Raw genomic sequence first — 17,983 nt, 5'->3', positions numbered from 1 at the left:
CTTCCGGAGACATCTTCTGACACCTAATGGGCCCCGGCCTTCGTACCCCGGTTTTGACGGCGGAACTCAAACAAATAGACGAGCGGGGCGAACAGCACGGCACCAAACAACCAGTACGCACCCGGACTCACGAACAGCGTCTCGAACGCCCGGAAAAACCAGGCCATGAGCGAGAAGCCAACGATGAGTTCGGCTGTCCAGATGACTCCACGGCGGACAGCCAGCGTGAGCGTGTTTTTTTTTTGAAAGAGGGCTGCGAGAAAAGCGATTAAAAAGGCCGGAAAACTACTGAACCAAAGCATCCGATTGAGCGTCGATTCGGCAAAATACGTGTTGCCGAGCGACACCGTGATGACATAATGCGCAACAAGCACCAACAAGACGACAATCCAACCCATGAGGACGTCACGTTCCCATTTTTTCATCATTCTCCCTCCGTTCCATACAAAAGAGCTACCCTTATATTTACCCGTTTTGCGAACGCTTCGGACAATACTGCGCCAAAAAAGACGCGTCCCGTAAGGAACACGCCAGATTATTTGTCCATCAAGTGACGAGCCCATTCGGTCGCCCGCTCGAGCTCTCCGTCTTTGAGTGGACCTTCTTTATCAAGGACGATGAACGATTCTTTCAACACCGGTTCTGCTCCTTTGTCCAACAAGAGCTGCTCGATCCGGGTCGAGGCGTGGCCGAACCATTTGACGATTTTACCGACGAAAAAGCCTTGGTCTTCTTCAGCCATGCTCGTATCAAACGCCGCAGCACGGATGCCTCGGAGCGCATGATCCGACAGGCCGTCTAAAAAGGTTTTCACGTCCTCAGTCTCGCGCCCGCCATGCGTCGGCGAACCAACGATGAACAAATCAAGGTTGGCGAGGTCGCCGTATCCGACGTGGCTGATCTGCATGATGTCGACGCGGTGTAAGTCGCTGAATCCGTCCTTGATGGCATATGCGACTTTTTCGGTACACCCGTACATCGAGTCAAAGATGATGAGGATTTTCATACAATATCCCTCCATTGAGTGAAATCTCTACGTATCTACATATGACTCTTCCCTTAATGAACGATACCTCATCACGGAATCATTTATTTTTTGTATCTTTTCTTTACTCGTGTGGACACAAAAAGGACAGCGCCGATCCCAAGTACCGCATATGCGACTGTATCGAGATGGTCACGCATGCTGAACGGGGCGTCATGCCGATATTCGGCCCGCTTCCATCCCAACTCGTCCTCGACCGCGAGCACATCCTGCATCGCTTCCCCGTTCACTTCTCGATAGGTCGTCCCAATCGGATACATGTTCGAGGCATCCCCATAATAGCTGCCATCCATATCGTCGGCCATCGTCTTCACCTCGCCGACGACTTCTCCCAAGTCAGCCTCCAATACGGCAACATCCATCACTTCATACACCCGTCCATCCAACACGACGAACGCATACGCCCACGACAACGCTTGAGCCGACAGAGAGACAGACAGAAGGAGCAATACTAATCCGATGACACGCCTCATCGAATCGCCCACACGAACGTCGCCGAGTCACTCAAGTCAATCTCGTCCGGTTCGAGTTCCGGCATCGCGGCCTCTGAGAAGAGCACCTCGTCATGGAGCGTGAGACGTGTCGGGGAGTAAAGATGGAGCTCGCCCCACGTGTAATCGATTTGAAGCAAGTCACCGAGCGTCGCCCCGGCCCCTTTCGCCAACAGTTCGGCCCGATGACGCGCGTTCGCCGCCGCGCTCGCGAGCAGTTCATCTTGAATCGTATCCGCATCCTTGATCGTGAACGAGATGGACAGTTTCGGTTCGGCTAGCGAGTTGCTGACGTGTTCGATGACCGAGGACAATTGTTTCGTATCGAGCGGAAACTCGAGTTTCGTCTTCTGCTGACAGACATAACCCCGGAAACGAGATTTATAGTTGCCTTGCTTATCACGATAACTCTCATAGTCCGTGTCGATCGAGAAGTCGGTCGTCTTGAGCGCTGCTTTCTCGAATCCGGCCTGCTCGACTGCCTTTTGTAGACGCGTGACGGCCATCGCCGCCCCGTTCATCGTCTCCTCATAACGGACGGCTCTTGACGTCAAATCCATTCTCACGACAATCAAATCGGGCGTAGCCGATACTTTTCCTGTTCCTTTCACAGTGATTGTGCGATCCATATGATTTCCTCCTTTTGATTCAAGAAATGCCGAACAGTGCCGTGACGTCCTTCCAGTTATCCGGATAAGCGTTGCTGCCGTCATGCGTCCGTGTGGTTCCGTCCGGTTGTGTAATGATCAAGCACCATTGTGTTCCGTCGAATGTTTCGTACTTCTTTTCTTCAAACGTAGATGGCCACTCCTCCGTCTCGAGCGCTAGAAATGTTCCGTACAGAGTTTTTGTTTGCGCTTCATCGTAAAAAATGAATGATTTGATTGATTTAGAACAATCATCCTCTCGCCGAATAATCTGTCGTCTAGCTGTCCCATCTGAAAAGAATGTCAGTTTGGATTCATTCGAAATCCCGAACCCACCTACCCGAAACCTGATTTCGAGCAAGTTTTCCTTAACCCCAAGACTTCCTTGCTTCTTCACCCACTGCATGATTTTCTTTGCGATCATTTTGAGTTAGCCTTCCCTTCAATCATGTCTTTCCTGTCAATGACACCACGAGTCCGATGAGATAGCCGAATGCTGCACCTGCCGCAATCCCATACACTAATTCAAATCCGAGTAGGAGCGAACTGATGATGCCAATCCCGGCTCCGAACACCAGTCCGAGTCCTACCCCTGACGCTCGCCAATTCTGCTCTGTCATCGTAGCCCTCCTCTCTTCCATATCCCCTTCCCGTTAACGGAACCGTTCCGTCATGAACGCCTCTATGTCATCAAGTGTTTCAGCGCCACGTAGCGACGGATAGGCATCTCGACTGAAGACGAGACCTTCGTCCGTGTTCAAGAACATGTACCGCTCACCGTCTGGAAATCCGTAATCACTCACGTCCATCACTTGAAGCGTGGCCCCGTTTTGTGACCAGACGTGGGAAGCATCATGCCGTCTCGGCATAAAAATCCCTTCCATGCCGAGACGAAGTTCAGAGATGACATCCGCATCCGACTGAAGCACTTCAGAACCGACACCGGCAACCGTGAGGACTTGAATCGTGCTGCCTGGCTCGATCTCGCCCCGATAGACGTCTGTCACGGCAATCGTCACAATCGATTGATATTCCTCTTGTCCGTTGAAGTCGAGCTCGATGTGGTCAATCCGCTTCACGACGCCCCGTACCACCGCAGGATCCCATTTCGAGAACAGCTCGTCCTCACTCATCTCGGCAAGGTTTGCCGACGACATCCCGACGTCGATGTCCTCTTCATCGATATATGCGACCGACATATTGCTCGAGCTGTCCGACAGCGGAATCAATTCTTTGAAGCCGTCCCATGTCACGGCGAAGAGTGTGACAGCCGCGGCTGCGATGAGCCCGCCAATCCAACGCCAATGTCTTCTTTTCTTATCCTCGACTTCCATCGATTCCTCGACGAAACGGTCATCGACGTCCCCCATCAAACGTGTGAGCCGATCTCCGCTCATAGCGCCACCCCTTCCGCTTCGAGCACTTGCTTCAAGTCGTTCCGAGTCCGAAGCAGCACCATTTTCACCTTGCTCTCGCTCACGTGGCGCATCTTCGCGATATCTTTAACTGATTTAGGCGAGAATTCTCCCACCTCCAAGCGTCTCGGGGCATGGCCCAGTGTAGGTGTGAGATGAATCGCCCGTCCCCGACGCCCTCGGTCACCGCTGTGACGGAACGACGAACAAAAGTTCGTGATTCCGTCAGATTTCCTCGCCCCCTCCGCGGGTATCGGAATGGGACGAGGATGATCCTGAGACCGGCGGAGGAGGGACGGACATGCTGAAAGGATATAAATACCGGCTCCACCCGACGGCGGCACAGGCCGAGTTCCTGATCCGGACGATCGGCTGCGCCCGCTTCATCTACAACAAGCTGCTCGAGGACCGCATCGCCATCCACGAGGAGGCGAAGGTGAGCGGCGGGCCGAAGCGAAAGCCGCCGACACCGGCCTCCTACAAGCCGCTGTTCCCGTTCCTCTGTGAGGCGGACAGCCTCGCGCTCGCGAACGCGAAGCTGCACCTCGACACAGCGTTCGCAAAATTCTTCGCCGGGACGGCCGGCTTCCCGGTGTTCAAGTCGAGACGGAAGGCGCGCGCCTCTTACACGACGAACAACCAGCACGGCACGATCCGTATCGAGGAAGACCGCGTACGGCTCCCGAAGGTCGGGTTCATCCGGTTCACACAGCACCGCAGTTTCGACGGCGAGATCCGCTCCGCGACCGTGTCGATGACACGGTCGGGCACGTTCTTCGTGTCGCTCCTCGTCGAGCAGGACGACGAGCCGTGGGTCCCGGCCGAGCACAAGGTCGGAATCGACCTCGGTCTCGGCTATTTCGCCGTCATGACGAACGACGCGTTCGTCACAGAGAAGATTCCGAACCCGCGCAATCTGCGAAAGGCAGAGGGACGGTTGAAACAAGCGCAGCGAGCGCTCTCCCGCAAGAAGCCCGGCAGCCGGAACCGCGAGAAAACCCGGCTCCTCCTCGCGAAGAAGCATGAGCAGGTCAAGAACCGCCGACATGACTTCCTCCACAAGCTGTCGCGACACATCGTCGACGAGAACCAAGTCGTCGTGGTCGAGACGCTCCGAACGAGGGAGATGATGCAAGACCGCCGCCTGGCGAAATCGATCGGGGACGCCGGATGGGGCGAGTTCGTCCGGCAGCTCGAATATAAATGTAGGTCCCACGGACGAACGCTGATCAAGGCCGACCCGTGGTTCGCCTCGACCCAGGTCTGTTCGAGCTGTGGCGAGAACGGCGGCAAGAAGGGGCTGGACATCCGCGAGTGGACGTGTGTCGCGTGCGGCGCACACCACGACCGCGACGTCAACGCGAGCCTCAACCTGTTGCGCCTCGCCGACCGAAACACCTCAGGGCAGGGACTGCCCGACGAGCTTGGCCCATAACCGTGGCTGGTCGAAGCACGGTCTTCCCAAGAAGCTCCCACTTCAGGTCGCGAAGCAAATAAGTGGTGAGTAGTTCACTCGACTGAAAGTGAAAGTAACGCCCCATAAAGATTTGTCGGGCCTCTTGCGACAACCGGGCCAAAAATTCGTTCAGCAACTCGACGATTTCCGAGTCGGTCACGACAGAGGAGGCGAGACAGTGCTCGAGCTCACTGACGATGAGCGGGACTTGTCCGGCTCCTCGCTTCTTGGCGTTCGCCTTCTCATACATATTTAACGAGACGTTCCGGACCAGCTTCGCCAAATAGCCAGCGAGCCGTGCTGGACGTGTCGGCGGAATCGCTTGCCACGCTTTCATGTACGTGTCATTGACGCACTCGTCCGCGTCCTCTCGGCTATGCAAAATGTTATAGGCAATCGTATGACAGCAGCCCCCGTACTTTTGTGCCGTCGCCTCAATCGCCCACTCCCAACGCCCCCAATACAAATCGATGATTGCTTGATCGTCCAATCGAACCCCCCTCTCGATGTACTTACATCTTTATAGACCGGAAATGTAGTTCATCGGTCACAACTTCTGTAAAAGTTTTTTGGAGCGGCTCTTCACAGCCGGACTGCCCGTCTCAAATTGTGACTCGAGCAAGGCTTTCAGTTCGTCACGGAACCGGGGATGCACGGCGCTCAAGTCGAATATCGCCTGCAGAGCGTTGACGATGACGATGTTGCTCGTCTCCGTGTCAATCCAATCGCTGAGCACATGAGCGATGTCAGCCGCCTCTTCCTCCGTCCACGTCATCCGTGGCATGAGTTGGGCCAAGTGCCACCTCACTTCTTGTTGGGTGGCAATCTGTAGTTGCTGGAATAAGGACGACTGATGCGCTTGCAGCAGTTCCGGATGATGACGCGTCACTTTCTCCATCGCGTCTGCGCTCCGCATCCGAACGACGGGACGGTCATCGGTCGAACAGGTCATCAATTCGCTGAATCGGTCCGGGTCGTTTCCGACAAATTCGACGACCGCATCAACATGTCCGACTGAGCGCAAATCCCCACCACTCAATACTTCTCGGATGTCCATCCTCCCACCTCTTTCTTCTCTCTCATTTTACAAAAAACGGGACTTAGCACATACTGAATCCCGCATTCTACTTCAATTGTCATTATTTATGCTCGACTGGAAACAGCAACGAAGCCAAACCTGGTTGCTCCCGCTTCGCTCGCATCGGTTCACGCGCATCACTTAAATACACACCCATGACAGGTGACTGAAAATCCCAATACGTGTAGCCAATCTCATGTTGACGAAGCAACTGCACGACGTCACGCACATATGCTAATCCACCCCGCTCATTCTCAAAACAATGATGAATCAACCCGAACTCACTGACGAGGATGGGAACGTCATGTTGCTCTCGAAACCGGATCAAGTGCTCGAGACGGCTTGCCAAATACGTGATATCCCGCGGATACTCCGTGCCGTCGACGGCATACTCGGCCATGTCCGAATCCGGATAACGTCCTCCTTCCCCATGCACACCGACCCAGTCCGCGTATTGATGCGTATATAGGAACGGTGCGTAAAAATGGGCATCATAGATCAGATTCGGCGCATCGAGTTGGATGAAGGTCTCGAGTTCTTTGTCGTGATTGATGCCGTTCGTCCCCTACAGTTTCCCGATGATGAACAGACGGTCGGCATCGATTCGGCGAAGTCGTTCGACCGTTCGTACAGCCAAGGCACGGTAAGCTTGTCCAGAGCCATCATTTGTCGCCGGAGCGTTGAACAAATCAAACGCCGCAATCGCTTCACCCAAGTTGGTGCCTCGATAACGCTTCGTCAGCATCTCCCATAGACGGATGAATCGCTCTTGCTTCGTCGCGTCTTCCCATAACGAGAAATCAAGTTCCGGTTTCTCATCCATCCAGTCACCCCCGGGCGGTAAAATCAAACAAAGGATGACGTAAAGTCCGTGAGAAGCGGCAAATTGAATTTGACGATCGAGCCACACCAATCCGTCTTGTTTGTATTGAAATGGCGCGGCGTCGTCTTCAAACAATCGATAATGCACCGTCAATCGGACCGTGTTCGCGCCCATCTCGGACATGCTCCGGTAGATATCGTCTGTGGGATACAATGATGTCACGACTTCAGGATTCTCCCAATACAGAGCAGTCAATGTGAACCCACGGAAGTGCACTTGATTGTTGTCTTCGTCTACAATATGGCGTCCATTTACGTGTAACATGATTCGGCCTCCTTGTACTCGCTTCGCTCATAACGTGTTCGATGATTCGTCGTCGATATCCTCTAAAAGCACATATAGCAGGGACTCAGTCTGAAAGATAAACTGAGTCCCTGCTGATTGATTGTTTCAGACATACACATAATTCGATTCAATTGTTCTCTTGCTTCAACCGATCGATGATATTATCCGACTTCACTTTCGAAATCGCGTACACCATCGAAGAACCAACGATTAGAAAGATTACGACCGTGACGAACAAAATATCGCCCCACGGCAACGTGAACGCTGCTTCGAACGTGTTGATTTGTGCCCGGTAAATCAGATACATAATCAGAACACTGACCGGCACCCCATACGCCAATGCTTTCATGCCGTAGAAAATACTCTCATAATAAACCATCTTGTTGAACCCTTTCGGTGTCATCCCGACCGACCGCAGCATCGCGAATTCGCGGCGGCGGAGTGAAACGCTCGTCGAAATTGTGTTGAAAATGTTCGCCACCGAGATGAGCGAGATCAAGACGATGAACCCATAGACGAAAATCGATAACAGCAACAACACTTGCTCTTGCTGTTCACGTTGCTCCGACACGTTGAAGATATATTGGTCCATATTTTGTTCCGCTTCAATCACTTGTTGCGTCGCTTCGGGATTACTCGTGTTCAAAGCGATTGATGGACTCGATTGCTTCATCAACTTTCCGATCGCATCCTCTTCGAACGTCCCTTCCCGGACAATCACATCGAGCCATCCGAGTGAACTCGTCATCACACCGGTCGGGGCGACGTCGGTCATGGCGCCGATTTTAATTGTTTTGAGCGGTGCCGTCTCGTCCGTTGCGTTCTCGTCCCGGAGTTCAAGCGTATCACCAATTTCGGTCTCAATCGTCTTCGAGTTCACAAATTTCTTCTTGTCGACGTCTTGATACGATACTTCATCAATCAAGACGGCACCCGGCATCTCTCCGTCTTCAAAATTGCTGGCGGATGCACCAATCTGCTTCAAGTACGCATCGAAACTTTCATCATCTAATTGATAAAGAGAAACGTAGTACACAAATTTCCCATCGACGAACGTGGACACCAAGTCTTCGTTCTCGGTGACCGCGCTCGGTAACCGTGCTTCGTCGACCATTGTCTGGACGGTCGTGTTCTCGAAGTACGTCCCACTCGTCACATTATCCAACGTCTCATAGCGACGTAAGTCATCTTTACTGAGATTCGACCCGTTCACGAGAATGTCGAACTCGTACGTGCCTTGTGACATCTCGAGTGACTGTTCGAGTCGATCCGTGAAGTAACTGACGACTAAAAACAGCACGATACTGATGACGAGCGAGAACACCGTCGCCAAATACCGTTTCCGGTTGCGTTTTGTGTTTTTCAGCCCAATCTCCGCTTCCAATCCGAAGATCCGTCGCACGAGTTTCGACGTCTTCACGTTCTTCGACGTCAGTCGCACGTCCTGGGTCTGACGAATCGCGTCAATCGCAGAAATCTTCGAAGCGCGGCGCGCCGGCAGATAACACGAGATGAAAATCGTCACGCTCGAAATGAAGATCGTCAACAGGAGTGTGAGCGGGGTGACGACGACTTCAAACTTCTCCGTCACGTTGAGCGCCTTCTCCGCAAAAGCGTTGATGAACAAGAACGTGACCCCGATTCCGGTCACCCCGGCGATGATACCGATTGGGATGCTAATCCCTCCGATGATCAGTCCTTCAAAGAAGACCGAGTTTCGTTTTTGCCGTTTCGTCGCCCCGACACTCGCGAGCATCCCGAGATAACGCGAGCGCTCAGATACGCTGATGGCAAAAGCGTTATAAATGAGCGAAATCGAGCCGATGACGATAACCGCCATGATGATGCCACCGAACCCGTACAGCGTCTTGCGCAAGCCGTCATCATCCGTCACCCCATAATAGCGGAGCAACGATGAGTTATAAGCGACCCCTTCAATCTTCTGTTCGTTCATCACTTGTTTCGTATCCTCATAGATCGAGCCGTTCACGTCGTTCAAGGCGACGAACGTATCGACGATCGCACCGTTCAACGCTTTGTCGTCAATGTATCCGACGACCGTATAGCCCGGCGACCAAGTCGGCTCCCAGGCTGGGCGCGTCATCGTGCCGACGACGGTCAACGTCACCGTATCCTCGATTTTCAACTGTTCAAGCATCGTCTCCCCGTCACGGATCAAGCCATCGTTTTGGGTTAATACGCGACCTGATGATTCGTCCATGCGCTCACCGATCTCAATCGTCAATTCATCCCCGATATTGTACGTGACTTGCGCATTTTGACGGATGGCCTCAGAAATAACGACTTCGCCTTCTTTGTTTGGCAAGCGTCCCTCCGTCAAGTCGACGGGAAAGTTCTTGAGCCCTGACGTGTTATAGTTCCGGACGTATAAGTACGGTTTATAGGCATTTTGTGAATTCTTTAATTCTGCATAGCCGTCACTTGAAAGGATGACGTCCTTCGTCGATGCATCATTTCGAATTGCCTCGACCTGCTCCTCATTCGTGTTGATGTATTGGACGTGCCATTCCCCGTTGTCCGCGATGTCTTGACGAATCATCAAGTCTAAGAACGATGAACCGAGTGTCGTCACAGCCGTGATCATCGCCACCGAGATGATGACCCCGATGATGGTGACGAGCGAACGCCGCTTGTTTTCACGCAAGTGGCGAAGCGTCATTTTATTGATGATGTTCATGAGCGGACGACCTCGTTCTTCGCAATCTTCCCATCCTCAATCGAGATGATCCGGTCGGCCTGCAAGGCGATCCGTTCGTCATGCGTGATGATGATGAGCGTCTGATTGAACTTTTTGTTGAACAGTTTCAAGAGGCTCATGATTTCTTCACTGTTTTGACTGTCCAAGTTTCCCGTTGGCTCATCCGCCAAGATGATGGCCGGGTTGCTGATGAGTGCCCGGCCGATGGAGACGCGTTGTTGCTGCCCGCCAGACAGTTGGTTCGGCAGGTGCGTCATCCGGTTCGACAGCCCAAGGATGCCAATGATGCGCTCTAAATGGGCGGCGTCGACTTTTTGTTCGTCCAACAACATCGGTAGTGTGATGTTCTCCTCGACCGTCAAAATCGGGATTAAGTTGTAAAACTGATAAATCAAACCGATTTGACGGCGGCGGAAGATGGCGAGCTGTGTCTCGTCTAACTTGTAAATATCCGTGTTGTCAATCAACACTTGTCCACTCGTCGGGACATCGACGCCGCCGAGCAAATGTAACAACGTCGACTTCCCCGAGCCCGACGGTCCGACGATACAGACGAACTCGCCTTTTTTGACGGTGAACGACACGTCATCGAGCGCCCGCACTTCCATCTCGTCTTTTCCGTATACTTTCGATAAGTGTTGCACTTCTAATATGTTCATGTTTGCACCCTCCAGTACTTGATCTACTTTGAGTGTACCGAGCGAGTGTGACACGTCCGTGACTCGAAAGTGACTGTTTCGTCACTTAGACGATTGCTTTGTAGAATCGAATTTGAAACGCGGTCCCGGCTCCACGTTCACTGCGGACGGTCAGTTCACCTTGTTGGCTTGTGATGATGCTGTGGGCCATGGCAAGCCCGATGCCGACGCTGTCGTCACTCGCATTCATACCCTTATAAAAACGTTGGAAAATATACGGGATGTCTTGTTTGGCGATGCCGCTCCCCGTGTCGCGAATGACGATTTCCGTGTACAGTGTGTTCTCGCTAAATTTGATGAACAGCTCCCCTTCTTCCGGTGTATGTTCGACGCAATTTTTCAAGATGTTGATGAGCGCCTCGGTCGTCCACTTCAAGTCGCCTTCGAACGTGACATCACGCTCACCCGTAATCTGAAGCCGCTGCATTTTAATATCGATTGGCACAAGCATCGGTTCCGTCACGGCTTGAACGAGCACGGGGACGGACACCGGTTCCCGTTTGAAATGAATCGTCCCGGCATCGATTTTAGACAGCTTGAGCAGTGACGAGACGAGCCATTCCATCCGCTCGAGCTGCACTTGTACGTTATGCGTGAACTCTTGACGCTTGTCATCTGACAGCCGTGGGTCACTGAGCAAGTCCGCCATGACGGTCATCGAGGTGAGCGGGGTTTTCAGCTGATGGGAGATGTCGGAGATGGCATCCGTCAACTTCTGCTTGTCCTCTTCGAGATGCGTCCCTTGCTCGGACAGCATCTTCGTCACTTTATAGATTTGGCTCTTCAATAGACTGAGCTCGCCTTCACGGTTGTCGCGGACATCGAGTTTATAATTGCCGTTGCTGATCTCTTGCAGGTAACTCGACAGCTGATTGATTTCCCGATAGCGCCACGTCGTGAACCGATATGTCACGATCAAGAACGCGACCGACAAAAGGAGGACGAGAATGACGGCCTCCATCGATAGGAACAAAGATGCGATGATAGAAGCCACCCCAATCAGCAGCAACAGACTGACTAAATAGATACGGATTTCTCGATTGCGCAACATGTCAGCGTTCCACCTTATAGCCAATCCCGCGAACCGTCTTAATCAACGTCGGCCGTTGCGGGTCGTCTTCGAGCTTCTCGCGTAACCGTTTGATGTAGACGGTCAACGTATTGTCATTCACGAAGTCCCCACCCATGTCCCAAATCTGGTCGAGCAGCTGGGCTCGGGACAACACTTGTCCTGTATGTCTGCCGAAGATGAGCAATAAGCGGTATTCAAGCGCCGTCAATAAAATCTCGCTCCCATCCTTTGTGACTTTGGCGTCCTGCGTGTTGATTTCGACCGACCCGATCGTCAGAATTGGCGAACTCGCCTGTTTATTGTAGCGGCGCAATACCGAGTGAATCCGTGAGATGAGTTCACGGACCCGGAATGGTTTCGTGATGTAGTCGTCCGCCCCCATATCGAGTCCCATGACGACGTTCACTTCATCATCGAACGCTGTCAAAAAGATGACAGGTATGTCCTGTTTTTGTTTTACGAGCCGACACAAGTCATAGCCGCTCCCGTCCGGCAACGACAAGTCGAATAGACACAGATCGATCGTATGTAACTGTTGCTCGATCAAACGTGTGGCGTCGGCCACGTTCTGGCACAACGTCGTCGTGAATTGTTCTTGTTCGAGCGAATATTGGAGACCGGAGGCGATTGTCCGGTCGTCTTCCACGATTAAAATGTGCATCTGATTCCCTCCTGACTCTTCTCCTCATAATATAGCAGTCTTTTTCAAGTGAGGAGACAAAACAAAAAACCGAACGAGACATCTCGTTCGGTCAGGTTATGCTTTTGTCACGCGAAGGCATTTCGGCCGATCGAACCCGACTGCACCTAAAAATCGCAGCGCATCAGTCGTCAACTCGTCGAGCGTGATGGATTGAACGTTTGGTGCCGTCTGTTCATCGATCCATACTTTCCAGATTTCGACTTCACCCGCTGTCTTCAAGTGGTCGGTTATATACTCAACGAGCTGTTCGGCTCTCGCATCGGAATAGCGCCAACGCAACTCCACGACGTGCGGTTTTTCCGAGTACGCCTCAACGTTCTCCACGTCATAGTACAAGTCTCGCTTGATCTCGATCTCGTCGAGCTGCTCTTCCGACTCGACGTTCATCAATATCTTTTCGTCACGATCGAGGTCTTCGTCGTCTGTGAGCATGTCAGGTAAGATGACACCTTTTTTGATGGCCTCGTTGATGGATAAGAACTTGATGTACGGATTTTCGACTTCTTTCAGCGGCCGGTCGCTCGTTATAAATTGGAATTCACTCATGTAAAAACCTCCTCATGTTTTAATTTATACATCACGCTCGACCAGCTGTCGTTTTTCTTTCAACTTTACTAGTTTTCGATATTGTTTCACCACGAATACAATAAACAGTACACTTACAGTGAAATTCAAAATCCATATGAACGGGACGGCATCGTTCGCTATATTAAGAAATGTCACAAATAAGTTGAGATACAGCACAAAACTATATAGTTGATAGATACGTTTTTCATGACGAATTTTCGAATCAATATCCGAATAGAGCTGGAACGGACCTTCCTCAGTTCGTTTTTTTAAGTAAATCCAACGATACGAGGTCGCCACAATCGTAATTCCCATCTCCTCTAATAACTCAAAGTAAGCATCTGACTTCGGGCTGTTAGGCAATTCTTCAAGTAACTCAATCCGATACGTGTACTCATTCGGATTCCCCTGCCTAAACTCATAACGACCTAACTTAAATTGTTCGAGAAACCATCCTTGTGCCGCCATTTTATTCAACCATAGCTCTTCTTTTTCATAATCGACATATACACGATAAACTGTTTTTGTTTTCATGATCGGTTTGCTCCAATCCACTGTTTCCCGTTTGCGACGAGCTCTTCAAGTCGAAGGAGTTCGGCTTCGAGCACTGATTGTCCATCTATGGTGATGACATACTCCTTCTTTCGTCCGCTTGCTCCTTCGACCGCCTCAATCCATCCCTTTTCTACCAGGCTGCTGAGTGCCCCATACAAGGTCCCCGCCGCCAATTGAACGCGATCGTGGCTCAATTCTTGTACAAACTGCATGATGCCGTATCCGTGTCTAGGAATTTGTAGCGACAGTAAAATGTAATAAACCGCTTCCGTCAAGGCGATGCTTCCAGCTGATTGTGCCATAGTTGTCCCCTTTACTTCGTCTAACGATATATCGGCTTCCGATACAATTAGTATATCCTAAAAATTGGTGGATGACTACAAGAAAAAAAGGGACCCAGTATACACTGAATCCCGGTAAAACATTATTCGACTGTCGATGCTGCCTCGGCAAGCGCCGCTTCTTCTCTATGATAGTTCTCAACGAACGCATCGAGATGTGCCCGCACTTCGTCTGTCGATTTTGTGTCCATGAGCTTCACACGGAGGTCACTCGCCCCGCGGAACCCTTTCACGTAAATCTTGAAGAAGCGGTGCAAGTTCGAGATTGAACGCGGCACCTCTTCTTGGAACTTGTCTTGCAGGTCGAGTTGGAGACGAAGCAAGTCGAGGTACTCTTCCATCGAGTGCTCACGCGGCTCTTTCTCGAACGCGAACGGGTTCTTGAAAATCCCGCGGCCGATCATGACGCCGTCGACACCGTACTTCTCGACGAGTTCGAGACCCATCTGACGGTCGAGGATGTCGCCGTTGATCGTGATGAGCGTATCCGGTGCGATCTCATCACGCAGTTTGACGATATCCGGGATCATCTCCCAGTGCGCATCGACTTTACTCATCTCGTTACGTGTGCGCAAGTGAATCGACAAGTTGGCGATGTCTTGCTTCAAGAGATGCGTCAACCAGTCGCGCCACTCGTCGAGCTTCGCAAAACCGAGACGCGTCTTGACGCTGACCGGGATTCCGCCGGCTTTCGCCGCTTGGATGAGTTCCGCCGCGACGTCAGGACGGAGGATGAGTCCGCTCCCTTTCCCGCGTTTGGCCACGTTCGGGACCGGGCAACCCATGTTGATGTCGAGGCCTTTATAGCCCATCTCGGCCATGCCGATGCTCATCTCGCGGAAGTAGTCCGGGTTGTCGCCCCAAATGTGGGCGACCATCGGCTGCTCGTCCTCAGTAAACGTCAAGCGTCCACGCAAGCTGCCTTTCCCTTCTGGATGGCAATAGCTGTCCGAGTTCGCGAACTCGGTGAAAAAGACGTCAGGTCGGCCGGCATGGGCGACGACATGGCGGAAGACGACATCGGTCACGTCTTCCATCGGGGCAAGTATAAAGAATGGACGCGGCAGATCGCGCCAGAAGTTTTCTTTCATAAAAATCATTCCCTTTCGTAGTCAATCCAATAAAATCACTTCATCTATCTTATTATGGACGCGGGAATGTATCAACTGACAATACTTTAAAAAGCTCAGCCTTGTTCATTTTCGATGATTTTAAAGAAGTGAGCAAATCCGTCCTGCAGCAAATACTCTAATATACGATTCGTGTGCTCAGATTCGACAACTTGAACATTCAACAGCGTTTGGAGCACCATCCCATCGATTGCAGCCATCGTCCACGCGGCGACCGCTCTCGTCGAGGGTCCGCGTTCAACGCCGTACGCTCTCACAAAGATAGCTTCGACGCGATTGATCCAATCCTCGTATTTTTCTTTAAACTTATTTTGTAACTCCACATTCCCGAGCATCGCCTCATGAGCCAAATAAAACTGCAAACGGCTTTCCGCATCTTTTTTGAGTCGGTCTTGCATCCCATCAAAGATTTCTTGAATGATTTCGCGGGCCTCTTTCTTATCTTCAATCGAGATGGTCGCGATTCGTCGAATCTCACCTAATCCTTCGTCCATCACGTCATACAGAATAGCCTCTTTCGAACTGTAATAATGATAGATCGCGCCCGTGCTAAAGCCTGCTTTTTTTGCGATTCCTCGAAGCGTCGTACCTTGAATCCCGTTTTCGATAATCGTCGCTCGCGCCGCTTCTAATATCTTTTGTTTTCCTTCGTTCATCATATGCCCGACGCTCCTCACGTAATAATGGCTAATTATATCATAATGATTTGTCTGATTTATGACATGTCCCTGTGACGTACCAAACCGTATTGACATCGCTCTCATTAGTTTGTTACACTTTTCACATAAACATAACGAACGTTCGGTATGTTTAAAGACATCATCTTTTCGTCGTTGCTTCATCACTATCCTTTAGAAATGAAAGGGGCGTTATCGTATGTTCTTCTTTGAGTCTATCCCTTGGTACAATGTCGTGATGTGGTTCGTCGTCTTCGGTCTATTGATCGGGTTGAATGAAATCGTCCGATCTAGCAAAAAAGCAAGTATCTTCATGTTCATGGCCGTACCGATCGCCTTAACCCCGATTTGGTTTTTCACCGCCGATCCTGAAATCACCTCATGGTTCCATTGGGTGAAAGTGTATTCAGCATTGGCCGGAAGCTTGATTTACATGGTCATCCGCTTCACCGATTACCATAAGAAGCATCCATGGTATTTGATGCTTGTCCCAGGTATTTTGGCACTTAACATCGCCGAGGCCGTCGTTCGAGAGTTCCAAGTCGGGATCATGGGATTCGAAGGGATGGTCGATGGAATGTACTACATCTCGGGCGGTTGGAACTATGTGAACGCCGTCGCGGGAATTTTGAACTTGCTCCTCATCTGCGGCTGGGTCGGGATCTTCGCGACATCTGGTAAAAAGAAAGACATGCTCTGGCCCGACCAGACGAAGCTATGGATTATCGCCTATGGTGTTTGGAACATCGCCTACGTCTATTCATGTGCACCGGGTAACGCTTTTTACTCAGGCTTCGCTTTGAACATCGCTGCGACAGTGCCCGTACTCTTATGGGCAAAAGGTACATGGATGCAAAACCGTGCCCAGACGCTTTCGTTTTGGATGATGTGGGTCATGACGTTCCCTTACTTCTTTGCTGTCGGTAGCACGTTCAATGTGAGTGTGTCATACAACCCGGCAGCGAACTGGACGATCGCCCTGCTCAGTTTGGCACTGAACGTCGTCCTCGCCGTCTGGCAAGTGATACGGATTGTCAAATACAAACTCAATCCGTTGAAAGATGAGTTGTGGAAAGATACGAACGAATATAAAGAAATTGATGCGATGCGCGAAGACACTGCTCCTGAACGGGAAGCTGTCATCGGTAAAGCATTGTAAACAAAAGACGGGCCTCAATGCCCGTCTTTTGTTACGTGCATTTAGATAGCTTTGAGAGCAGCTGAAAATAAGTTGCCTCTTCAAAAAAGATTTTCCGTGTATGATATAATTGTAAATAATTTGATCAAAGTGAAAAGGGTGAGAAAAGTGGATAAGAATTCATATATCGAACGTCAAAAACAAGTGAAATTTGCAGTTGGTATGGCTGCAATCGATGGGGGAAAACCAAGTCCTTTCACACAAAAATTGCTAAGTCGATATGAAAATGGCGAGATCACTTCAGCTCAGTTTAAACAAGCCATTATGGAGCAGTATGCGAAAGCACAGCAATCCTAATGGATCCTTACGTTTACCCCAATACAAGTGTGCTTATAAATAAGCTTGGGATAACTGACGAGCAACAACTGATTACTGTTGAAGCGCAACTTATCATTGCAAACTTATTAGAAATCGAATCGCTCATTTCGAAAGTAGACTTCGATAGTTATCATTCTCTACAACAAATCCATCGACATCTATTCAACGAACTATATGAATGGGCCGGCGATTTTCGCTCAATCAATATCTATAAAAATGAGCGAATTTTGGGCGGTATATCTGTGATTTACAGTGATTCTTTGCAGATTCAAACGGACTTAGCATCTATCTTTGATTGGAAACAAAAAATCACATGGACCCATCAAAATATACGACTGCCCATCTATTTCGCTAAGCTAATGACAGATTTGTGGCGGGTTCATCCTTTTCGCGAAGGGAATACCCGTACCGTTTCTGTTTTCATGAAACTTTTCGCTCAACATCATAATTTGTCTTTTAATGCAGAATTGCTTTCTAATAACGCTGGTTACCTTAGAAATGCCCTCGTCATGGCTGCCATCAATGAAGTGCCAGATCCGACCTATTTATACAAAATCATAAATGATGCTTTATCTATTGATGTCTCTAATAGCTTGTCAGATAGTGACGCTTCTTCTGAAAAGTATCGCACAATTGGTTCATATAACGTTTCTAGTTACGAAGAGAATCCGTTCTCTACAGACCCTCATGAATCATAATTCAAAA

Annotated in this window: 23 protein-coding genes and 1 pseudogene; 4 read left to right on the top strand and 20 right to left on the bottom strand. The window is 50.6% G+C overall.

Translation table 11 applies throughout. The features are described 5' to 3' along the window. Nucleotides 1–23 precede the first annotated feature (23 nt). The 8 genes from KNP67_RS06760 to KNP67_RS06725 all read right to left on the bottom strand — a co-directional run bounded on the left by KNP67_RS06760 (nt 24) and on the right by KNP67_RS06725 (nt 3,714). Complete coding sequence (locus KNP67_RS06760; protein WP_214756292.1) at nt 24–425, bottom strand: hypothetical protein; 402 nt, start codon at nt 423–425, stop codon at nt 24–26. Between the two features lie 110 nt (nt 426–535). Further along, nucleotides 536–1,006, bottom strand: a complete 471-nt coding sequence (locus KNP67_RS06755; RefSeq protein ID WP_058764267.1) for a flavodoxin family protein — start codon at nt 1,004–1,006, stop codon at nt 536–538. Between the two features lie 83 nt (nt 1,007–1,089). Further along, nucleotides 1,090–1,518 (bottom strand): hypothetical protein, encoded by a 429-nt coding sequence (locus KNP67_RS06750; protein ID WP_214756290.1) that lies wholly within the window; start codon nt 1,516–1,518, stop codon nt 1,090–1,092. Further along, entirely contained in the window at nt 1,515–2,165 is a 651-nt protein-coding gene (locus KNP67_RS06745) for an SIMPL domain-containing protein (RefSeq protein ID WP_021066510.1), read from the bottom strand. The genes KNP67_RS06750 and KNP67_RS06745 overlap by 4 nt, the downstream gene beginning before the upstream one ends. A gap of 19 nt (nt 2,166–2,184) precedes the next feature. Continuing rightward, on the bottom strand, nt 2,185–2,607 hold the full coding sequence (locus tag KNP67_RS06740; RefSeq protein WP_214756289.1) for a hypothetical protein: 423 nt from the start codon (nt 2,605–2,607) through the stop codon (nt 2,185–2,187). Nucleotides 2,608–2,629: 22 nt separating this feature from the next. After that, complete coding sequence (locus KNP67_RS06735; RefSeq protein ID WP_021066508.1) at nt 2,630–2,803, bottom strand: hypothetical protein; 174 nt, start codon at nt 2,801–2,803, stop codon at nt 2,630–2,632. 33 nt (nt 2,804–2,836) lie between these two features. Next, nucleotides 2,837–3,580, bottom strand: coding sequence for a hypothetical protein (locus KNP67_RS06730; RefSeq protein ID WP_214756288.1), 744 nt, complete (start codon nt 3,578–3,580; stop codon nt 2,837–2,839). Then, a complete protein-coding gene (locus tag KNP67_RS06725) occupies nt 3,577–3,714 on the bottom strand; it encodes a hypothetical protein (RefSeq protein WP_214756287.1) in 138 nt (45 codons plus the stop codon). Before KNP67_RS06725 ends, KNP67_RS06730 begins: the two co-directional genes overlap by 4 nt. Nucleotides 3,715–3,899: 185 nt before the next feature. On the opposite strand from KNP67_RS06725, the gene KNP67_RS06720 reads away from it, so the two are divergent. Next, nucleotides 3,900–5,033 carry an RNA-guided endonuclease TnpB family protein gene (locus KNP67_RS06720; protein ID WP_214756286.1) on the top strand — a complete coding sequence of 378 codons (1,134 nt, stop codon included), beginning with the start codon at nt 3,900–3,902 and terminating at the stop codon, nt 5,031–5,033. Here KNP67_RS06720 and KNP67_RS06715 read toward each other — a convergent pair. The 12 genes and pseudogenes from KNP67_RS06715 to KNP67_RS06655 form a co-directional block, all read right to left on the bottom strand. Next, nucleotides 4,966–5,544 (bottom strand): RNA polymerase sigma factor, encoded by a 579-nt coding sequence (locus KNP67_RS06715; RefSeq protein ID WP_214756285.1) that lies wholly within the window; start codon nt 5,542–5,544, stop codon nt 4,966–4,968. The two genes, KNP67_RS06720 and KNP67_RS06715, sit on opposite strands and share 68 nt — an antisense overlap. A gap of 57 nt (nt 5,545–5,601) precedes the next feature. Then, nucleotides 5,602–6,111, bottom strand: a complete 510-nt coding sequence (locus KNP67_RS06710; protein ID WP_214756284.1) for a HEAT repeat domain-containing protein — start codon at nt 6,109–6,111, stop codon at nt 5,602–5,604. 82 nt (nt 6,112–6,193) lie between these two features. After that, a pseudogene (locus KNP67_RS15375) lies at nt 6,194–7,279 on the bottom strand (glycoside hydrolase family 5 protein). 148 nt (nt 7,280–7,427) lie between these two features. Continuing rightward, a complete protein-coding gene (locus KNP67_RS06695; protein WP_214756282.1) occupies nt 7,428–9,998 on the bottom strand; it encodes an ABC transporter permease in 2,571 nt (856 codons plus the stop codon). Then, on the bottom strand, nt 9,995–10,678 hold the full coding sequence (locus tag KNP67_RS06690; protein WP_131485136.1) for an ABC transporter ATP-binding protein: 684 nt from the start codon (nt 10,676–10,678) through the stop codon (nt 9,995–9,997). Before KNP67_RS06690 ends, KNP67_RS06695 begins: the two co-directional genes overlap by 4 nt. An 85-nt stretch (nt 10,679–10,763) precedes the next feature. Next, nucleotides 10,764–11,768 (bottom strand): sensor histidine kinase, encoded by a 1,005-nt coding sequence (locus KNP67_RS06685; protein WP_214756281.1) that lies wholly within the window; start codon nt 11,766–11,768, stop codon nt 10,764–10,766. Between the two features lies 1 nt (nt 11,769). Continuing rightward, nucleotides 11,770–12,450 (bottom strand): response regulator transcription factor, encoded by a 681-nt coding sequence (locus tag KNP67_RS06680; RefSeq protein WP_214756280.1) that lies wholly within the window; start codon nt 12,448–12,450, stop codon nt 11,770–11,772. A gap of 96 nt (nt 12,451–12,546) precedes the next feature. After that, nucleotides 12,547–13,038, bottom strand: coding sequence for a hypothetical protein (locus KNP67_RS06675; RefSeq protein WP_214756279.1), 492 nt, complete (start codon nt 13,036–13,038; stop codon nt 12,547–12,549). A 24-nt stretch (nt 13,039–13,062) separates the two neighbouring features. Next, nucleotides 13,063–13,593 (bottom strand): DUF2812 domain-containing protein, encoded by a 531-nt coding sequence (locus KNP67_RS06670; protein WP_214756277.1) that lies wholly within the window; start codon nt 13,591–13,593, stop codon nt 13,063–13,065. Continuing rightward, nucleotides 13,590–13,916, bottom strand: a complete 327-nt coding sequence (locus tag KNP67_RS06665) for a PadR family transcriptional regulator (protein ID WP_021066498.1) — start codon at nt 13,914–13,916, stop codon at nt 13,590–13,592. Before KNP67_RS06665 ends, KNP67_RS06670 begins: the two co-directional genes overlap by 4 nt. A 122-nt stretch (nt 13,917–14,038) precedes the next feature. Next, nucleotides 14,039–15,046: a tRNA dihydrouridine synthase gene (locus tag KNP67_RS06660; RefSeq protein WP_214717982.1), complete on the bottom strand. Its 1,008-nt coding sequence runs from the start codon at nt 15,044–15,046 to the stop codon at nt 14,039–14,041. Between the two features lie 95 nt (nt 15,047–15,141). Beyond that, a complete protein-coding gene (locus KNP67_RS06655) occupies nt 15,142–15,744 on the bottom strand; it encodes a TetR/AcrR family transcriptional regulator (protein ID WP_131471916.1) in 603 nt (200 codons plus the stop codon). A 217-nt stretch (nt 15,745–15,961) separates the two neighbouring features. Here KNP67_RS06655 and KNP67_RS06650 point away from each other — a divergent pair, with 217 nt between their 5' ends. The 3 genes from KNP67_RS06650 to KNP67_RS06640 all read left to right on the top strand — a co-directional run bounded on the left by KNP67_RS06650 (nt 15,962) and on the right by KNP67_RS06640 (nt 17,976). Further along, nucleotides 15,962–16,921, top strand: a complete 960-nt coding sequence (locus KNP67_RS06650) for a DUF5692 family protein (RefSeq protein ID WP_131471914.1) — start codon at nt 15,962–15,964, stop codon at nt 16,919–16,921. 147 nt (nt 16,922–17,068) lie between these two features. Further along, nucleotides 17,069–17,257 carry an antitoxin VbhA family protein gene (locus KNP67_RS15480; protein ID WP_029594959.1) on the top strand — a complete coding sequence of 63 codons (189 nt, stop codon included), beginning with the start codon at nt 17,069–17,071 and terminating at the stop codon, nt 17,255–17,257. Then, a complete protein-coding gene (locus KNP67_RS06640) occupies nt 17,257–17,976 on the top strand; it encodes a Fic/DOC family protein (RefSeq protein WP_029594958.1) in 720 nt (239 codons plus the stop codon). Before KNP67_RS15480 ends, KNP67_RS06640 begins: the two co-directional genes overlap by 1 nt. The last annotated feature ends 7 nt before the right edge of the window (nt 17,977–17,983 follow it).

It is taken from the genome of Exiguobacterium sp. s157, from assembly GCF_018618205.1.
GTDB lineage: Bacteria > Bacillota > Bacilli > Exiguobacteriales > Exiguobacteriaceae > Exiguobacterium > Exiguobacterium chiriqhucha.
The sequence above is the reverse complement of the archived record's forward strand: the minus strand, read 5'-3'. Positions and strand labels throughout refer to the sequence as shown.